Genomic DNA, 17,826 nt, shown 5'->3' on the forward strand with positions numbered 1-17,826 from the left:
ATTATGGTTAATTTATTTTTAATACCAAGCAGCGTAAACTACCACCACTCTTTAAGAATTCACCCATATCACACTTAACGACATTATAACCATAATTATTTAATTGGCGTTCAACCTCAATAGAACAATCATGCATTAGAATATCTTTTCCTACTGGAATGTTATTACAAGAGAATAACTCTTTAGCATCATACTCTGATATCGAAATCCTTCGTTCAAATGTTTCAGAAATATAATCCTGACTTTCCTTAGTAAATGCTTCCGGATAATAAATAACAGTATCTTTGTCAATAAATGAAAATGCCAGAGCCACATGGAAGAAAGTATTATCCTGAATATGCAGTTCACCTTTCACTTTAAGTTCAGGATATACTTTTTGAATTGTATTTATTGCTTCTTTATCTGAGCGAGGACCATAACCAAAGATAATATCATTATCCCAATAGATAACATCTCCAAGCCCTTCAAAATAAATATCTTCATCAACATGATGTATCTCGTAGCCCAGATCTTTCAGATAATCTATATAATATTGACTTTCTCCCTGACGTTCAGCGTGCCGGAAATTACTGGCAAGAAATTTATTATTATGCACCATGCCACAATCTCCTGAAAAAGTCATATCAGGCAAACCATTAACAGGAGCAATAGTACGAATACTAATACCTCGTTCGATCAGTCGTTCATAAAGAAAGTCCCACTGCTGTTGTGCTAATTTTTTATTAACTTTATTATTAGGATCCATCCAATCATTAATAACATATTCAATATCGTAAAAATCCGGTTTACACATTAATAACTCTTTAATCATTACATTTTCCTCACTCTTGATTTAACACTTTGATTAGTATGTATATTAAATATTTTTGCGAATCCCTCTGCATCATTTTGACTATATAAATGCCCACAATTATATATCGCCAAATTATGATCATAAATACTGCTCTTTGAAGAACGGGAGCAAACATTGACATATTTATAACCTAATTCAAGTTTGACCTCACCACTGACATGCTGATTCATACTATCAATAAATTGGTTCAAATGAGTAAATAAGGGATCATACCAAAGCCCGGAATAGACCAGTTCAGCCCATTTTTTATCAACTATTTCTTTAAACCAGTTTTCATTACGATTACTACAGTAGAGTTCCAAATCACGATGAGCAGTAATTAAGATGTGTGCAGCAGGTGATTGATAAATTGCACGCGTTTTCAAACCTACAATGCCATCTTCAACAATATCAAAAATGCCAATCGATAGCTTTTTACCAATTTCATTTAATATTTCAATAATTTCATTTAATGATCTTTTTTCACCATCCAGTGAGACAGGTACGCCATTCTCAAAACCTACTGACAAAAATATTGGTTCAGTGGCTGAGAGTGCATATTCATATAATTTCTCTTTGACATCTTCAGGAATCAACATTTCTGGTTCTTGCAACGGACCACATTCGATACTGAATCCCCACATATTTTCACTGGTAGAATAAGGATTATTGCAACCAAATTCTTGAGGAATACCATACTGAGCCGCATAATTATTTACAATACTCTCGTCATAATTGAAATCTCGCAACGAAGCAATAGGTATTTTATCCAGAATTTCTATATTCATATCCATTCTGACTTGATCATTACCTCTGAATTGATGTGCAATATAATTAATATTGAGTGCATTGGCTACTTCAACGGCGGCTTCAGCAATTGCAGGCCGGGAAAGTGCGGCACTGAGATAATAACCATTTTGGTAAATAGCGTTGGCTTTTATTGCTTTTGAAAGAAAATTTTCAGCATATTGCGTTCGATAATCTTTATAAATAAACTTATCAGCACCCGCAACCATGCATTCCAATTCAATATCGTCAATGTCTCTTACTTGTCCTTCATCAATATAAAGAGAAATAACCTCTTTATATTCAGATGTAAGACTTCTTATTATAAGAGGATTGTAGCGGCGATTATAATAAATCACCAAAACACTATCAGAATTCATTTAGCGTGCACCCCATACTTGTGATAATTTCTTTTAACCCAAATTCTGTCGTACTCTCTTCAATGAGTTCTGAGAAATTATTTTCAAATAGCCAGGTATTGTTATAAATCGTATCTATATAACGCTCCCCACTATCAGGAATAATGACAACGATATTATCTCCAGGTTTAAAATCATCCAGGCGATCCAGTGCCGCACTAACCGCACAGGCTCCCGTCCCTCCAATCAGAATACCTTCATTTCTGGCCAATTTTCTTGCCGTACGGAATGCGTCAATATCTGCCACTTTCAAAGTGAAATCGATATTACTGCAATCGAGAATAGTTGGTATAAATGCCAACCCCGCTCCCTGCACCAGATATTTTCCTGGCTCACCACCGAAAATAATGGATCCAACAGGTTCAACACCATAAATTCGTACTTGTGGATTTTTTTCTTTCAGATAACGAGAAATCCCTGTAAGGGTTCCACAACTTCCTGCCGTAGAAAAACAAGCCGTCAAATTATCGCCAAAGGTTTCATGCAACTCACGCCCTGTCGAATGATAATGTTCATCAGGATTAACCTGATTTTCAAATTGCATGGGACTGAACGCATTCGGATAGGATTTTATGATCTCTTTGGTTAAGTCAATACGATATTTGACCGTATCTATTCCAGCTTCAAACTCTGGCAGAAAAATAATTTCAGCACCAAATGCTCTGATCTTATCGCGTTTCGCTACCGGCACCATGCGGTCTAGAACAGCAATAAACCGGTAACCTTTAACAGCACACGCCATTGCCAAGCCAATCGCAGTATTACCCGATGATGGTTCAATAACCACCATTCCTGGCCTCAATTCTCCCTGGGCTTCCGCTCTTTCCAACATGGCGACTGCAATACGGTCTTTAATACTCCCACCAGGGTTAATATTCTCCATTTTAAGAAAAACATTAACACCTTTAGTATATTTGCCATCCAACATAACCACAGGGGTATTACCTATAGTTTGTAATATATTTTTACCTAGCTTCATATCCGTTTTATCTCTCATTTTTTGGTCAATGTGAAGAACATACAGTGATGACGAGGTATTTTTGTTAACAAATAAATAAAGTACTTTTATATCTAATATATCTATTAATCTATTGATGAAATTACCTATTTTATGAATAATTCTTAGGAAGAATCTGACTCCTATTGAAAATAAGCTCATTTATTTGTGTTCTCACACAATGATTAATCAACACAACTGATAATTATAAATTTACACCTAAAAGTCTACTGTCAACTCTGACAGTTATATAAGGAAAACCCCATATAAATTTTTGATATTATTATTCAATAATAAGAATATATATAATTAATTTTCCATATTCTTATATGAAATAAATCACCATTATAAATATAATATTTGTAATTATATAAAAATATATTTTTAAATTATTATGAAATAATAATGTCTGTAATTATCCAGATTTATGAGAAAATACATAAGAATATCTAATAAATAATCCCCCATCACAACGGGATTAGCAATACCATATTATTAGATAATAAAAAACACGAAATCAATTATTTATAGACAATAATATGATAATTGGTGACATTTGTACCATAAAAAACTAAAAATCAATGATAATAAAAACAAAAAAAGACAGAATTATAGAAAAATACGCAAGAAAAACCCCGCTTCGATAAATTAAAAATAAACATAACAAATAGAAAATAAATCAGATTAATATTTAATTCAATATAAATTACCCACGGAAATTTTATAGGCTAACGGGATAATAGTGAGTTGAAACAATAAAAAACGCTGGCATTGCCAGCATTTTTTACTTGTTAGCATCAGTTAATCAGAGATTAAGCTTCAGCAACAATGTTAACGTTCAATTTAGCGAATACATCGCTGTGTACCTGGAAGTTAACTTCGTGTTCACCAGTAGTACGCAGAACACCGTTAGGCAGACGAACTTCACTTTTAGATACTTCAACACCTGCGGCAGTCACTGCATCAGCAATATCGCGAGTACCGATAGAACCGAACAGTTTACCTTCGTCACCCGCTTTAGAAGCGATAGTAACGGAACTCAGTGCGCTGATTTTCTCAGCACGAGCTTGCGCTGCTGTCAGAACGTCAGCCAATTTAGCTTCCAGTTCAGCACGGCGAGCTTCGAAGAATTCGATGTTTTTCTTAGTCGCAGGAACAGCTTTGCCCTGTGGTACTAAGTAGTTACGGGCATAACCCGGTTTAACGTTAACTTGATCACCCAGGCTACCCAGGTTTGCTACTTTATCAAGCAGAATAATTTGCATTACCTTATCCTCTCAGAGTCGTTAATGGACTGTGCCGATTACTGATGACGATCAGTGTAAGGCAACAAAGACAGGTAGCGCGCGCGCTTGATAGCACGAGCGAGCTGACGCTGGTATTTTGCACGGGTGCCAGTAATACGGCTTGGTACAATTTTACCGCTCTCGGTGATGTAGTTTTTCAGCGTAGCGATGTCTTTATAATCAATCTCTTGAACGCCTTCCGCGGTGAAACGGCAGAACTTGCGACGACGGAAATAACGTGCCATTTGGCTAGTCTCCAGAATCTATCAATTCAATCTGCTCGGCATGAAGAACCAGTTTGTTAAGACCATTGCGACCTTGATGGCAACTAATGAATCCTGAAACGGTTAATCGACTGCCGACCGTTATACTGTGAGTTAAAACTTGTAACAATTGTCCGCTGGCAATAACGGGCATTCTGCACCATGCTTGCCTGCTCAAACCGGCTTCCTGCTGCTGTGAGCGATGCTCAAGCACGAACTGGCAATGAGGAATGCCGGCAGGACTGACTTTTCGAATGGGGGCTTTGCACACTGTGCCAGAAAGCACCAAACGATTAGTTGTCACAGTTATTACTCTTCAGAATCCCCAGCTTCTTCAGCATCAACACCGGCGTCTTCCATAGAGTAATCGCGGCTGCGACGCTCATCTTTGGCTTTAACCATTGGAGATGCTTCAGTTACCGCGTGCTTAACGCGCATAATCATGCTGCGGATAACGGCATCGTTGAAGCGGAAGTTAGTTTCCAGCTCATCAATCGCTTCCTGCGGCGCTTCAACGTTCAGCAGAACGTAATGAGCTTTGTGCAGTTTGTTGATTGGATAAGCCAGTTGACGGCGGCCCCAGTCTTCCAGACGGTGAATCTGACCTTGCGCGTTAGTGATAGTCGCACTGTAACGCTCGATCATGCCCGGAACCTGTTCGCTTTGGTCAGGATGGACCATAAAAACGATTTCGTAATGACGCATTAGAATTGCTCCTTACGGATTATTCAGCCTCCTGTCAGGGTCAACCGCGGCCCGTGGAGGCAAGGAACTTGTTTAAGTGCGGCTGAAAAATTGACGCGTAACTATACCCGCCTCACATAAAAAACTCAAGGAGCGGGTAACGTTTTATGTTATGGGTTACTGCGAACTCCGCTGACGCACTGCTTCAAACAGGCAAATACCCGTTGCAACAGACACGTTCAGGGATGAGACCGAACCCATCATTGGAATACTAATCAATTCATCACAATGTTCGCGGGTCAGACGACGCATACCTTCCCCTTCAGCCCCCATCACCAGCGCCATAGGGCCGGTTAGTTTGCTCTGATGTAGCGTATGATCGGCTTCTCCTGCTGTACCCACCACCCAAATATTGTGTTCCTGTAACAAACGCAAAGTACGGGCAAGGTTGGTGACACGAACAAGCGGTACGCTCTCCGCGGCTCCACATGCAACTTTCTTCGCAGTGGCATTAAGCTGGGCAGAACGGTCACGGGGCACAATAACAGCATGTACACCTGCTGCATCTGCACTGCGCAGGCAAGCCCCCAGATTATGTGGATCTGTCACACCATCAAGCACTAGCAAAAAAGGGGTTTCCATTTGCGCCAGTAAATCTGGCAGGTCGTTTTCCTGATACTGACGCCCTGGTTTTACTTTAGCAATAATCCCCTGATGCACAGCACCTTCCGTTTGATTATCCAGCCACTGACGATTTGCTAATTGGATCGCCATGCCGAAACTTTCCAGCTCATTAATCAGCGGTGTCAGACGGCGGTCTTCGCGCCCTTTCAGTACATAAACTTCCATAAAACGCTGAGGATCTCGCTCCAGTAAAGCTTTAACGGCATGAATACCGTAGATAATTTCACTCATAATCTTCTTATTTTCACTGTCATACAGCACTGACATCCCTGAACCCATTCATCAGGCTCAATGTATTCAAGAGACTAAAATATTCAGGCTATCCTGAAGAAACAGGATAGCCCTTTGATTATTTATCTGCGCTTTTCTTAGCCCGTTTAGCTTTGAATTTAGCGGCAATTTTCTGTGTCTTGGCTGAAAGGTTCTTACTCTTTTTCTTATCTCCTTTAGGCTTATCCACAGATTTCTTTTTACGGAAAGCACCATCGGGCTCAAAGTTAGCCTCTTTGCTACGACTACGCCCTTTCTTACTGTTACTACGGCCAGGTTCTGCTTTTTTCGCCCTGTCACGCGCTGTCTTACCCACATTTCGGGCTTCCCGGCTAACGGAGAGCAGTTTAAAATCAATGTTACGCTCATCCATATGGACAGCTTCCACACGAATTTCAACTTCATCTCCCAACCGGAAAGTTTTACCAGAAAACTCACCAATTAAACGCTGACCAACATTATCGAAATGATAATAATCATTATTCAGTGTGGAAACATGTACCAAACCGTCAATAAACAGATCATTTAGGCGAACAAAGAAGCCGAAACCGGTCACATTGGTGATAATGCCGGTAAAGGTATTGCCCACCTGATCCTGCATAAAGTCACACTTAAGCCAATCGGCGACGTCTCTTGTTGCTTCATCGGCGCGACGCTCTGCCATAGAGCAATGTTGGCCCAGTTGCAGCATATGCTCCATATCGCTGTGCCATCCACCGGTCGGTGTCCCACATTGATCAACAACACCTTGTTGTTTCGCCAGCAGATATTTAATCGCCCGATGTAGCACCAAATCAGGGTAACGGCGGATAGGTGAGGTAAAGTGCGCATAAGAATGCAATGACAGACCGAAATGACCACGGTTTTCCGGATCATAAATTGCCTGTTTCATTGAACGCAGCAACATGGTTTGCAATAACTCATGATCTGGACGTTCAGCCACTTGATGCATCAATTGCGCATAATCCTTTGGTGTTGGTTGCATACCACCAGGCAGAGTTAACCCCAATTCGCCGAAAACAGAGCGCAGATTAACAATGCTCTCTTCTCTTGGCCGATCATGAATGCGGTAAAGCACCGGCTCGCTGTTTTTTTCCACGAAACGCGCAGCAGCAATGTTCGCCAGGATCATGCACTCTTCAATCAGTTTATGGGCATCATTGCGGGCAACCGGCTCAATTCGCTCAATACGGCGTTCAGCGTTAAAAATAAACTTAGCCTCCTCTGACTCAAAGGAGATGGCACCCCGCTGTTCGCGGGCATTTTCTAACGCCTGATAAAGCCCATGTAAATGTTCAATATGCCGAACCAGCGGTTTATAGTGCTCACGCAGTTCTTCATCACCCTGCAACATACGCCATACTTTGGTATATGTCAGGCGTGCATGAGAATTCATGACTGCTTCGTAAAATTTATAGGATGACAATTTTCCCTGCTCTGAAACCGTCATCTCACACACCATACAAAGGCGGTCAACCTGCGGATTCAGAGAACAGAGACCATTGGAAAGCACTTCCGGCAACATGGGAATAACCTGAGAAGGAAAGTAAACTGAGTTACTCCGGTTGCGTGCTTCTGTATCCAATGCCGTTTGTGGGCGGACATAGTAACTGACATCAGCAATAGCAACCCATAAACGCCAGCCGCCGCTGCGCTTTCTTTCACAATAAACGGCATCATCAAAGTCACGGGCATCTTCACCATCGATTGTCACCAATGGCAAATCACGCAGATCAACGCGGCCTTCTTTCGCGGAGTCCGGCACCTGCTCATTCAGGATAGCCACTTGGCTTTCCACCTGTGGCGGCCAACTGTGCGGAATTTCATGAGTACGCAAGGCAATTTCCACTGCCATGTTCGTTCCCATCTTTTCACCCAGTACTTCAACTATTTTACCAACAGCTTTTGTACGGCGCGCTGGACGTGTAGTCAACTCAACGACAACGACGTTCCCCATGCGGGCACCACTATTTTCATCTTTCGGGATCAGGATATCAAAGCTCAAACGACTATCATCCGGCACAACAAAACCCATACCGGAGTCAATAAAATAGCGGCCAACAATCTGGCTGGTCTTGGGTTCCAACACACGGACAATGCGTGCTTCACTACGCCCTTTGCGATCGGAAGGTAGTGGCTGTGCCAGTACGACATCACCATGAATAGCCATTTTTAACTGCTCGGCAGAGAGATAAAAATCGTCTTTACGGCCTTCTACCCGCAGAAAACCATAACCATCCCTGTGACCGATGACTGTGCCTTTCAATAAATCCAGTTTTTCCGGCAAGGCGTAACATTGACGGCGCGTGAAAACCAGTTGACCATCACGTTCCATAGCCCGTAAACGACGACGTAACGCTTCAAGCTCCTCATCGTTAGCCAGATTCAACTCTCGTGCCAGTTCCTGGCGACTTACCGGTACAGTGCGTTTAGAAATAATGTCTAAGATGTATTCGCGGCTTGGAATAGGAGATTCGTATTTTTCTGCTTCACGTTCCAAAAAAGGATCTTGTGACATAGCGGTTCCTCCGTTGTCATCAGCAGGCTGTTTGCGCCATTTCTTCATTCGGTCAGAAGCAGCTTATAAAGGGGGATATTATCTTCAATCATATCAGCTAAAGTATGCTTATCCAGTTCATTCAAAAATGTTTCTATTGCCTGATTTAATACTACTTTCAGGCGACATGCAGAGGTAATATGGCAAGATTCCTGACTACAATTAACCAATGATAATGGTTCAAGAGCACGAACGACATCACCAATTCTAATATCCTTTGCTGGCTTACCCAGACGAATGCCACCGTTTTTACCACGAACAGCATCCACTAATCCTAAGTGGCTCAACTGGTTAATAATTTTCACCATGTGATTACGAGAAACACCATAAACATGCGTGACTTCAGAAATACTGGTCATCCGATTTTGCGGTAAAGCAGCCATATAAATTAGCGCGCGCAAGCCATAATCTGTAAAACTCGTTAACTGCACATCAACCTCTGGATAATGAGATATAAGCTAATATATCCGAGAACAAATTAAAAAAATAAGTATTTGTTCAACTTATATACCTTGAATTGGCCGAAATCATGTTAATCATCTGGTAGTTACGCAAAAAAGACCATAATAAATAGCAAAAAACCGGGCTAAAAAGCCCGGCTTTACCTGATTATGTGACACAATCAAGCATCAAACGGATCACGCAGAATCATAGTTTCTGAACGATCCGGGCCTGTAGAAATAATATCAACCGGAACACCGGTCAACTCTTCTACACGTTTGATATAATTCAGTGCCGCCTGAGGCAATTTGCTGTGCTCTTTCACACCAAAAGTACTTTCGTCCCAGCCAGGCATAGTCTCATAAACAGGTTCAATCCCTTCCCAATCATCCGCAGCCAGAGGCGTTGTTTCAACCACGCGACCACCAGGCATACGGTAACCAACACAAATTTTAACTTCTTTCAAACCATCCAGTACGTCCAGTTTGGTCATACAGAAGCCAGACAGTGAATTGATTTGTACTGCGCGACGGATAGCAATGATATCCAGCCAGCCAGTACGACGGCTACGCCCAGTAGTCGCGCCAAACTCCTGGCCTTTTTCACGCAGGTAATTGCCAGTTTCATCAAACAACTCAGTTGGGAATGGGCCAGCACCGACACGGGTGGAATAAGCCTTGATAATCCCCAAAACATAATCAACATAGCGTGGACCTAAACCGGAACCTGTTGCAACGCCACCTGCCGTGGTGTTGGAAGAGGTCACGTATGGATAGGTACCGTGGTCGATATCCAACAGCGTGCCTTGTGCGCCTTCGAACATGACCAGCTCACCTTTCTGCGTTGCTTTATACAACAAGTCAGAAACGTCAACAACCATACCCGTCAGAATATCGGCAACCGCCATGATTTCGTCCAGAGTTTTCTGGTAATCAACCGCCGGCTCTTGGTAATAATTCACCAGTTGGAAGTTATGATATTCGATAATTTCTTTCAGCTTGGCCGCAAAGACTTCTTTATCAAACAAATCACCAACGCGCAGGCCACGACGTGCAACTTTGTCTTCATACGCTGGGCCGATACCGCGGCCGGTTGTACCAATTGCTTTTGCGCCACGTGCTTTTTCTCGGGCATTATCTAACGCAACATGATACGGAAGAATAAGCGGACAGGCTTCTGAAATGAGCAAACGCTCGCGAACAGGAACACCTCGGGACTCTAACGCGTTCATCTCTTTCATCAGCGCGTCTGGTGCTAATACGACTCCGTTTGCGATGATGCTGATAACATTTTCACGCAGGATCCCCGACGGGATTAGGTGGAGAACGGTTTTTTCACCGTTGATAACCAGTGTATGACCAGCATTATGGCCCCCTTGATAACGAACAACATACTTAGCTCGTTCAGTCAGCAAGTCGACGATCTTGCCCTTGCCCTCGTCACCCCATTGGGTGCCCAATACGACAACGTTCTTACCCATTTCAAAATTCACTCGGTTGCTTAAAAATGGATTCTAACATCTCATTCCACACCTTTCAGTAATTTTTATCACATCTGTTATTTTTGTTGACCACCAGACACGACAAGGCCCGCCTGATGCGGGCCTTACTTAGATATTCAAACATCTATCAATGTTGAACTGCACGTTTTTCAGGTGCTTTCATATAACGGAAGAAATCAGTATCCGGACTTAGTACCAGAACATCTTTCCCATCTTCACTGAAGCTCTTCTCGTAAGCACGTAAACTACGGATAAAGGCATAGAAGTCAGGATCTTTGCTGAATGCATCAGCAAACAGTTTAGCAGCTTCTGCATCACCGGAACCACGCAAAGTACGGGCTTCACGCTCCGCTTTTGCCAATGTTTCAGTGACTTGCTTATCTGCTGTTGCACGCAATTTTTCTGCCTCTTCCTGACCTTGAGAGCGGTGACGACGGGCTACCGCTTCACGCTCTGCACGCATACGCTGGAAGATAGCTTCTGAAACTTCCAGTGGCAGGTTAATCTGTTTGATACGCACATCAACAACCTCAATACCCAGAGCAGCCATACTGTTTGGGTTAATAGCCGGTTGTTTACCCGCAGTTTCTTTCTCTACACGAGCCGCCGCTGATGCAATCGCATCGTCTGCTTCACTGGTAGCCACAGCTTCGCCGTCAGTCGTCCCTTTGTTCAGGGCATCACGAACATCGGTTGTCAGTTTACCACGGGAATCAGTCACAATACCGCGAACATCCAGACGACCAATCTCAGAACGCAAACGGTCACTGAATTTACGCTTCAGCAGAACCTCAGCCTGAGAAATATCACCATTACCGGTAGCCAGATAGTAACGGCTGAAGTCAATAATGCGCCATTTCAGGTAAGAATCAACAATCAGGTCTTTGTTTTCACTGGTCAGGAAACGGTCCGCCTGAATATCCATAGTCTGGATGCGGGCATCAAGTGTTTTCACTGTTTCAATGAATGGCACTTTAAAGTGCAAACCGGGTGCATAAACGATCGGTTTATTTTCCGCGTCACGGGCAACCTTACTGAAACGCAGAACAATACCGCGCTGTCCTTCATGCACAACAAACACTGAGGTATACAAAGCCACCAGTACAGCGACAATAATAACGATGAATGACTTACGCATGATTATTGTCTCCCTACTCTGACAGTATCGTTACGCAGATTATCTGTACGGTTGTAATCTACTGTCCGGTTTGAACTTGAGGATGCTGTCGGACGAGTAACTCGCGGGCTGGAAACAGTTGTATTACCAAGCTGACTTTCCACGGCCGTTTTACCACTGGCTGCATCGCTACGGAACATTTGCTCTAATGGCAAGACCATCAGGTTATTACTGTTCTCATTAGCAATAATTTTGCGGGTATTACTCAGTACTTTTTCCATAGTTTCAATATACAGACGCTCACGGGTAATTTCCGGTGCTGCTTTATATTCAGGCAGCATCTTAGCAAAACTCGCCACTTCACCCTGCGCTTCCAATACCACACGCGCTTTATAAGCCTTAGCATCTTCGATTAATCGTTGAGCCTGACCATTTGCACGCGGTTGAACTTCATTAGCGTAAGCTTCCGCCTCACGAATGTACTGCTGTTCATTTTCCCGGGCAGCAATCGCATCGTCAAATGACGCTTTTACTTCTTCCGGTGGACGGGCAGTCTGGAAGTTAACATCCAGCAAAGTAATACCCATTTTATATGGACGAATCGTTTCTTCCAGTACCTTCTGGGTATCGCTACGTACAATAGTACGGCCTTCTGTCAAGATTTTATCCATAGTGTATTTACCGATAACACCGCGAACCGCGCTGTCGGTTGCCTGACGCAGGCTGTTATCAGGGCTTGTTACGCTATAGAGATAAGCGGCTGGATTAGTCACACGGTACTGAACGTTCATTTCCACGCGAACAACGTTTTCATCGGAAGTCAGCATCACACCGGATGCCGCCAGTTCACGAACAGATTCCACGTTGACCGGAACCACTTCATCAATGAACGTTGGTTTCCAGTTCAGACCTGGCTGCACGATATGGCTCAATTTACCCAAACGGGTAACAACACCACGTTCTGTTTCTTTAATCGTATAGAAACCACTGGCGGCCCAGATCACGACGACCGCGACAACAGCAAGGCTAATAATACGCCCGCCAAATTTTGCCCCCTGATCAGAGCCATTACCCCCCTTATTCCCACCGAAACCACCGAGTTTACTGCTCAGCTTACGGAACAGATCGTCGAGATCAGATGCCCCACGGTTTCGACTACCTTTGTTCCCGCCGGAGTTGCCGCCATTATTATTGCTGCTCCCCCACGGGTCACGGTCTTGTCCGTTGTTCCCGGGCTGATTCCACGCCATGTTTTAGCTCCATTCTTTTATGATTGGTTTTTCAGGCCAAGAGCCGCTTGTAAACAAACCAGCTCTCAATCACACAAGTTTTCAGATATTCATCTGACAAACACATCAGACAATATAATCAAACAAATCCTGTTCTTGTTTGCACAGACGGTGCCAGTCAACAATCGGCATTCTCACTTCAATACCAACTTTGCCGTCCTCTTCTATCCACTCTCTCTCGATTGCCTTAAGTTGATAGAAGCGGCTGCGTAAACGACCCACCTCTGGCGGCAAGCGCAATTCGTAGTGTGCGATTTCACCCGAAAGACGCTCCGTTAACGCTTGTAACAACAACGGGATACCTTCACCGGTTTGCGCCGACAACCAAACTTTGACCGGTAAGTTATCTTCGTTGCGATCAATACGCGGTGTGAAGTCTCCCAGCATATCAATCTTATTCATCACCAGCAGTACCGGAATTTCATGAGCTTCAATTTCTTCCAGTACACTGTCAACCGCGGCAATATTTTCGTCAATGCGGCTATCCGCAGCATCGACGATATGCAGCAATAGTGTTGCCTGCCGGGTTTCCTGCAATGTCGCTTTAAATGCCGCAACCAGATCATGAGGCAAATGACGGATAAAACCAACAGTATCAGCCAGCACCGCCGTGCCAACATCATCAACTTCAATCCGCCGCAACGTTGGATCCAGCGTTGCGAACAACTGATCAGCCGCGTAAACCTCAGCGGATGTCATGCGGTTGAATAAGCTCGATTTCCCGGCATTGGTATATCCCACCAAAGAAATCGTCGGTATATCCGCCTTATTCCGCGCCTGACGCCCCTGTTCACGCTGCTTCTCAACCCGATTAAGGCGACCCAGAATCTGGCGGATCCTATCCCGCAGTAAACGCCGGTCTGTTTCAAGCTGAGTTTCCCCCGGCCCCCTTAGACCAATCCCACCTTTTTGACGTTCAAGGTGAGTCCATCCCCGGACAAGACGGGTAGAAAGATGGCGTAACTGTGCCAACTCCACCTGCAACTTCCCTTCGTGGGTCCGCGCTCGCTGAGCAAAAATATCCAGAATCACACCAGTGCGATCGATCACCCGACACTGACAGAGCCGTTCAAGGTTACGCTCTTGCGCAGGGCTAAGAGTATGATTAAACAGCACAACATCAGCACCACTAGCCTGTACAGCCTCAGCAATCTCTTCAGCCTTACCTTCTCCGACAAAATATTTCGGATTAGGTACTTTTCTGCTCCCTGTGACAATTTGAACAGGAACCACACCAGCAGAAGTTACCAGTGATTCAAACTCACTGAGATTGTCTGTGTCTTTATCCTGCGAGAAGAAAATGTGCACCACAACGGCTCGTTCACCGCCTTCATAACGCTCAAACAAAGGTGAGACCTCTCAGGCTGAGTAAAAAACTATAGGAAAAAACATAGGTAAAGTCTCCCTACCTATGTTTTTCTTCATGTTGTTACCGTTCTCAAGCTTATTCAGCGCCATCACTTTCCTGTTGTGCTGCCGGAGCGGAAACTCCACCAGAGTGGTAATTACCTACACTTGCCCCTACACCCGTATTGCTACTGTGATGAGAAACTGGGCGGGAAGGTACAACAGTCGAGATAGCGTGTTTATAAACCATCTGGCTAACTGTATTTTTCAGTAAAATGACAAACTGGTCAAAAGATTCAATCTGCCCCTGCAATTTGATGCCGTTGACCAAATAAATAGAAACCGGGACCCTTTCACGCCGTAATGCGTTCAGGAACGGATCTTGCAAAGATTGCCCCTTAGCCATTCTATATTTTCCTTATTTTGTTGTTTTTAACTAAGAACCTGGAGGTTCGAAAAATGAACTACTCAAAAATTGCGCTTTGGTACTCATCAATTGTACACAATCAATAAACCTATGCACTAACAACCTGCATAACTGTGCTTAAAGCCTGTTCAGGTTGAAAACTATCCAACCAATGAACCGACTCCCAACCTCTGAGCCAAGTTACCTGACGCTTTGCCAATTGGCGTGTTGCACAAATACCGCGATAAACCATTTCATCGTAGTTAATCTCACCGGAAAGATAGGACCACATCTGGCGATAACCAACACAACGAATAGAAGGTAAATCCACATGCAAATCATGACGAGCATAAAGGGCTTTAACTTCTTCTTCAAATCCTGATTCAAGCATTTGATGAAAACGCGCTTCAATACGTTGATGAAGGAGCTCACGCTTTGCCGGCGCAATAGCAAATTGATGGACACGGTAAGGAAGTACTTCCCCTGACAATCTCGTCAGCTCAGTGAGAGTTTTACCTGAAATAAGAAAAACTTCCAGTGCCCGGGAAAGCCTCTGTGGATCATTGGGATGAATTCTTAACGCTGCCACAGGGTCAACCTTCTGTAGCTGCTGATGCAATGCATTCCATCCTTGCTCTGCTGCCTGCTGCTCTATTTGCGCCCGAATAACCGGATCAGCAGAAGGCAAAGGGGATAAACCTTCAAGTAATGCCTTGAAATAGAGCATAGTTCCGCCAACCAACAGAGGAATACGCCCAGAAGCGGTAATTTCCGCCATTTCCTTCAACGCATCCTGACGGAAGTCAGCCGCAGAATAAGGCTGAGAAGGGTCAAGAATATCGATCAAACGATGAGGCGCCAACGCTTGCTCTTCTGTTGTTGGTTTAGCTGTACCAATATTCATTCCACGATAAATCAACGCAGAATCAACGCTTATCAGTTCCACAGGAAGATGCTGGCGCAAAGCGATAGATAAGGCGGTTTTGCCTGAGGCCGTCGGCCCCATAACAAAGATTGCCGCTGGCAGATGTTGAGTTTTCTGATCACTCATGAGTAAGGAATGCCACCACTGCTTGTAAATCAATTAATTGTAATAGCCCATCTGGTGGAGATTTTACCAGTTGTGGGCAAAGCCGCTCAACATCAGCCAATAACTGTATTGCCTGAGCAACATTCCACGTTTCATGCTCACTGCCAATATGACGAGCAAGCCAAGTTACAATCTGTTCTGCCGATGCTGATGGCTGCTGCGCCAAATAGTTTAACAATTCAGGAATTAATTTGGGCAAATTTTGCTGGCGCAATGGTAACGATACAGCACGTAGTGTTGCTTTTCCATGAGATACAGACGCTTCTATACCAAAAGAGCCTAATAAGTCACTATAACGATTTAAAGCACTAGCTTCTTCCTTACTGAGAACAAGTTTCAGCGGGATCAAAAGAGGTTGTGGTTTCAGTCCTTGCTCCGTTGGTGTTAATTGTACTTGTTTTAACCAGCGTTCAGCGACTGGCAAAGATAACAATCCAATACCTAACGGAGATTCAATCAGAGCGTAGCATGGCAGATATATGCTCAACACTTTACCAAAACTATGACTGTTATTTTTAACCTGAACAGGAACAGATGTCACTTTTGCTGCCACAACAGGAGCGATTCTTGCCGGGAAAAGCTCTCTTTTCTCTTCGGGTTCCGGCACAGATTGCATCAGCTTCTGATACAACTCACCCTGAGGTTTTTGATAATTGTCCCCGTGATACTGACGGTTTTCACCACTGCGGGAAAAACCTGTGCTACTTTTGCCTGACAAAACCTCTTTTGGTGATGACGTTGCCGCAGATGCGGCATTATTTTGCCGGGAAAAATGATTTTCTCCTGCTGATGGGCGGTTTTCCGGCTCCCAGACCGGCGCAGGCTCACAACATGCTATATCCAGCTCAACACCGCTTCCGCGCTGTTTTAATACGGCAGTGACCCCCTGATAGATAAAATCGTGTACCAGACGAGCCTGATGGAAACGAACTTCATGCTTCGCCGGATGTACATTAACATCCACCTGATGCGGATCAACTTCCAGATACAAAACAAAAGCCGGCTGCTGTTCTCCCTTGATCAAATCTTGATAAGCCTGACGGATAGCATGATTAATTAAGCGATCACGCATCATACGTCCGTTAACATAGCAATATTGAATATCTCCACTCGCCGTCGCATTCATCGGATCCGCAACCCATCCCTTGATGGATAAATCTCCATGCTGCCAGGAAAGAGCAAGCGCCTGCTGCATAAAAGCGGTACCACAAATGGAAGCCAAACGTCGTTCATACTGTGATTCTTCTTTTGCCGGCCGGTACTGGCGAACCAGCTTGCCGTTATGATGCAAATTAATTGATACATCCAGACGCGCCAGCGCAATACGTCTGACAACTTCATCAATATGACCAAATTCCGTTTTTTCTGTTCGCAGAAATTTACGCCGCGCGGGTGTGTTATAAAATAGATCTAACACTTCAACAGTACTGCCTACCGGATGGGCAGCCGGCTTCACTGTGACCTCCATATCCCGTCCTTCAGCGTAGGCTTGCCAAGCTTCATTCTGTTGTTCCGTACGGGAAGTCAATGTCAGACGCGAAACTGAGCTGATACTGGCCAGCGCCTCTCCACGGAACCCCATACTGATAATCGCTTCCAGATCATCCAGTGTGGCAATCTTACTGGTAGCATGACGAGCCAGTGCCAAAGCAAGATCCTGATGATTGATTCCACAACCATTATCACGGACACGGATAAGTTTTACTCCACCGCGCTCGATTTCAATATCAATGCGGCTGGCTCCAGCATCAAGACTATTCTCCATCAACTCCTTTACTACTGATGCAGGACGTTCTACTACTTCGCCAGCAGCAATTTGGTTTGCTAATTGAGGAGGCAAGATCTTGATAGCCATAT

The 17,826-nt window shown here is 44.0% G+C and carries 17 protein-coding genes; all 17 read right to left on the bottom strand.

Annotation, left to right across the window (positions count from 1 at the left end; genetic code table 11):
• Window positions 1-7: 7 nt before the first annotated feature.
• Window positions 8-811 carry a dimethylarginine dimethylaminohydrolase family protein gene (locus tag PTE_RS06360; protein WP_036844108.1) on the bottom strand — a complete coding sequence of 268 codons (804 nt, stop codon included), beginning with the start codon at window positions 809-811 and terminating at the stop codon, window positions 8-10.
• Entirely contained in the window at window positions 811-1,998 is a 1,188-nt protein-coding gene (gene argG / locus PTE_RS06365) for an argininosuccinate synthase (protein ID WP_036844109.1), read from the bottom strand. Before argG ends, PTE_RS06360 begins: the two co-directional genes overlap by 1 nt.
• The gene (locus PTE_RS06370; RefSeq protein ID WP_241826090.1) at window positions 1,988-3,196 is read right to left on the bottom strand and encodes a PLP-dependent cysteine synthase family protein; all 1,209 of its coding nucleotides are present in this window, start codon (window positions 3,194-3,196) and stop codon (window positions 1,988-1,990) included. The genes argG and PTE_RS06370 overlap by 11 nt, the downstream gene beginning before the upstream one ends.
• 650 nt (window positions 3,197-3,846) lie before the next feature.
• A complete protein-coding gene (gene rplI / locus PTE_RS06375; protein WP_036844110.1) occupies window positions 3,847-4,299 on the bottom strand; it encodes a 50S ribosomal protein L9 in 453 nt (150 codons plus the stop codon).
• Between the two features lie 38 nt (window positions 4,300-4,337).
• Window positions 4,338-4,565 (bottom strand): 30S ribosomal protein S18, encoded by a 228-nt coding sequence (gene rpsR / locus PTE_RS06380; RefSeq protein ID WP_000135199.1) that lies wholly within the window; start codon window positions 4,563-4,565, stop codon window positions 4,338-4,340.
• A gap of 4 nt (window positions 4,566-4,569) precedes the next feature.
• Window positions 4,570-4,887 (bottom strand): primosomal replication protein N, encoded by a 318-nt coding sequence (gene priB, locus PTE_RS06385; RefSeq protein ID WP_021322928.1) that lies wholly within the window; start codon window positions 4,885-4,887, stop codon window positions 4,570-4,572.
• 5 nt (window positions 4,888-4,892) lie between these two features.
• Window positions 4,893-5,288, bottom strand: a complete 396-nt coding sequence (gene rpsF, locus PTE_RS06390) for a 30S ribosomal protein S6 (protein ID WP_036844111.1) — start codon at window positions 5,286-5,288, stop codon at window positions 4,893-4,895.
• A 156-nt stretch (window positions 5,289-5,444) separates the two neighbouring features.
• On the bottom strand, window positions 5,445-6,182 hold the full coding sequence (gene rlmB / locus PTE_RS06395; protein ID WP_036844352.1) for a 23S rRNA (guanosine(2251)-2'-O)-methyltransferase RlmB: 738 nt from the start codon (window positions 6,180-6,182) through the stop codon (window positions 5,445-5,447).
• 118 nt (window positions 6,183-6,300) lie between these two features.
• Window positions 6,301-8,739, bottom strand: a complete 2,439-nt coding sequence (gene rnr, locus PTE_RS06400; protein WP_036844112.1) for a ribonuclease R — start codon at window positions 8,737-8,739, stop codon at window positions 6,301-6,303.
• 44 nt (window positions 8,740-8,783) lie between these two features.
• Window positions 8,784-9,209, bottom strand: coding sequence for a nitric oxide-sensing transcriptional repressor NsrR (gene nsrR / locus PTE_RS06405; RefSeq protein WP_036844113.1), 426 nt, complete (start codon window positions 9,207-9,209; stop codon window positions 8,784-8,786).
• Between the two features lie 191 nt (window positions 9,210-9,400).
• Window positions 9,401-10,699, bottom strand: a complete 1,299-nt coding sequence (locus PTE_RS06410; RefSeq protein ID WP_036844355.1) for an adenylosuccinate synthase — start codon at window positions 10,697-10,699, stop codon at window positions 9,401-9,403.
• 148 nt (window positions 10,700-10,847) lie between these two features.
• Complete coding sequence (gene hflC, locus PTE_RS06415; protein WP_036844114.1) at window positions 10,848-11,858, bottom strand: protease modulator HflC; 1,011 nt, start codon at window positions 11,856-11,858, stop codon at window positions 10,848-10,850.
• 2 nt (window positions 11,859-11,860) lie between these two features.
• On the bottom strand, window positions 11,861-13,087 hold the full coding sequence (gene hflK, locus PTE_RS06420; protein ID WP_036844115.1) for an FtsH protease activity modulator HflK: 1,227 nt from the start codon (window positions 13,085-13,087) through the stop codon (window positions 11,861-11,863).
• Window positions 13,088-13,192: 105 nt separating this feature from the next.
• Window positions 13,193-14,473 (bottom strand): ribosome rescue GTPase HflX, encoded by a 1,281-nt coding sequence (hflX, locus tag PTE_RS06425; protein WP_036844116.1) that lies wholly within the window; start codon window positions 14,471-14,473, stop codon window positions 13,193-13,195.
• A 97-nt stretch (window positions 14,474-14,570) separates the two neighbouring features.
• On the bottom strand, window positions 14,571-14,879 hold the full coding sequence (gene hfq / locus PTE_RS06430; protein ID WP_036844117.1) for an RNA chaperone Hfq: 309 nt from the start codon (window positions 14,877-14,879) through the stop codon (window positions 14,571-14,573).
• Between the two features lie 109 nt (window positions 14,880-14,988).
• Entirely contained in the window at window positions 14,989-15,930 is a 942-nt protein-coding gene (gene miaA / locus PTE_RS06435) for a tRNA (adenosine(37)-N6)-dimethylallyltransferase MiaA (protein WP_036844118.1), read from the bottom strand.
• On the bottom strand, window positions 15,923-17,824 hold the full coding sequence (mutL, locus tag PTE_RS06440) for a DNA mismatch repair endonuclease MutL (protein ID WP_036844119.1): 1,902 nt from the start codon (window positions 17,822-17,824) through the stop codon (window positions 15,923-15,925). The genes miaA and mutL overlap by 8 nt, the downstream gene beginning before the upstream one ends.
• Between the last annotated feature and the right edge of the window lie 2 nt (window positions 17,825-17,826).

This window comes from Photorhabdus khanii NC19 (assembly GCF_000517265.1).
GTDB classification, from domain to species: Bacteria; Pseudomonadota; Gammaproteobacteria; order Enterobacterales; family Enterobacteriaceae; genus Photorhabdus; species Photorhabdus khanii.

Excerpts from the sequence above, each read along its gene's own strand:
- PTE_RS06360 (WP_036844108.1), bottom strand. The coding sequence starts at position 811 with ATGATTAAAGAGTTATTAATGTGTAAACCGGATTTTTACGATATTGAA.
- argG (WP_036844109.1), bottom strand. The coding sequence starts at position 1,998 with ATGAATTCTGATAGTGTTTTGGTGATTTATTATAATCGCCGCTACAAT.
- PTE_RS06370 (WP_241826090.1), bottom strand. The coding sequence starts at position 3,196 with ATGAGCTTATTTTCAATAGGAGTCAGATTCTTCCTAAGAATTATTCAT.
- rplI (WP_036844110.1), bottom strand. The coding sequence starts at position 4,299 with ATGCAAATTATTCTGCTTGATAAAGTAGCAAACCTGGGTAGCCTGGGT.
- rpsR (WP_000135199.1), bottom strand. The coding sequence starts at position 4,565 with ATGGCACGTTATTTCCGTCGTCGCAAGTTCTGCCGTTTCACCGCGGAA.
- rpsF (WP_036844111.1), bottom strand. The coding sequence starts at position 5,288 with ATGCGTCATTACGAAATCGTTTTTATGGTCCATCCTGACCAAAGCGAA.
- rlmB (WP_036844352.1), bottom strand. The coding sequence starts at position 6,182 with ATGAGTGAAATTATCTACGGTATTCATGCCGTTAAAGCTTTACTGGAG.
- rnr (WP_036844112.1), bottom strand. The coding sequence starts at position 8,739 with ATGTCACAAGATCCTTTTTTGGAACGTGAAGCAGAAAAATACGAATCT.
- PTE_RS06410 (WP_036844355.1), bottom strand. The coding sequence starts at position 10,699 with ATGGGTAAGAACGTTGTCGTATTGGGCACCCAATGGGGTGACGAGGGC.
- hflC (WP_036844114.1), bottom strand. The coding sequence starts at position 11,858 with ATGCGTAAGTCATTCATCGTTATTATTGTCGCTGTACTGGTGGCTTTG.
- hflK (WP_036844115.1), bottom strand. The coding sequence starts at position 13,087 with ATGGCGTGGAATCAGCCCGGGAACAACGGACAAGACCGTGACCCGTGG.
- hfq (WP_036844117.1), bottom strand. The coding sequence starts at position 14,879 with ATGGCTAAGGGGCAATCTTTGCAAGATCCGTTCCTGAACGCATTACGG.
- miaA (WP_036844118.1), bottom strand. The coding sequence starts at position 15,930 with ATGAGTGATCAGAAAACTCAACATCTGCCAGCGGCAATCTTTGTTATG.
- mutL (WP_036844119.1), bottom strand. The coding sequence starts at position 17,824 with ATGGCTATCAAGATCTTGCCTCCTCAATTAGCAAACCAAATTGCTGCT.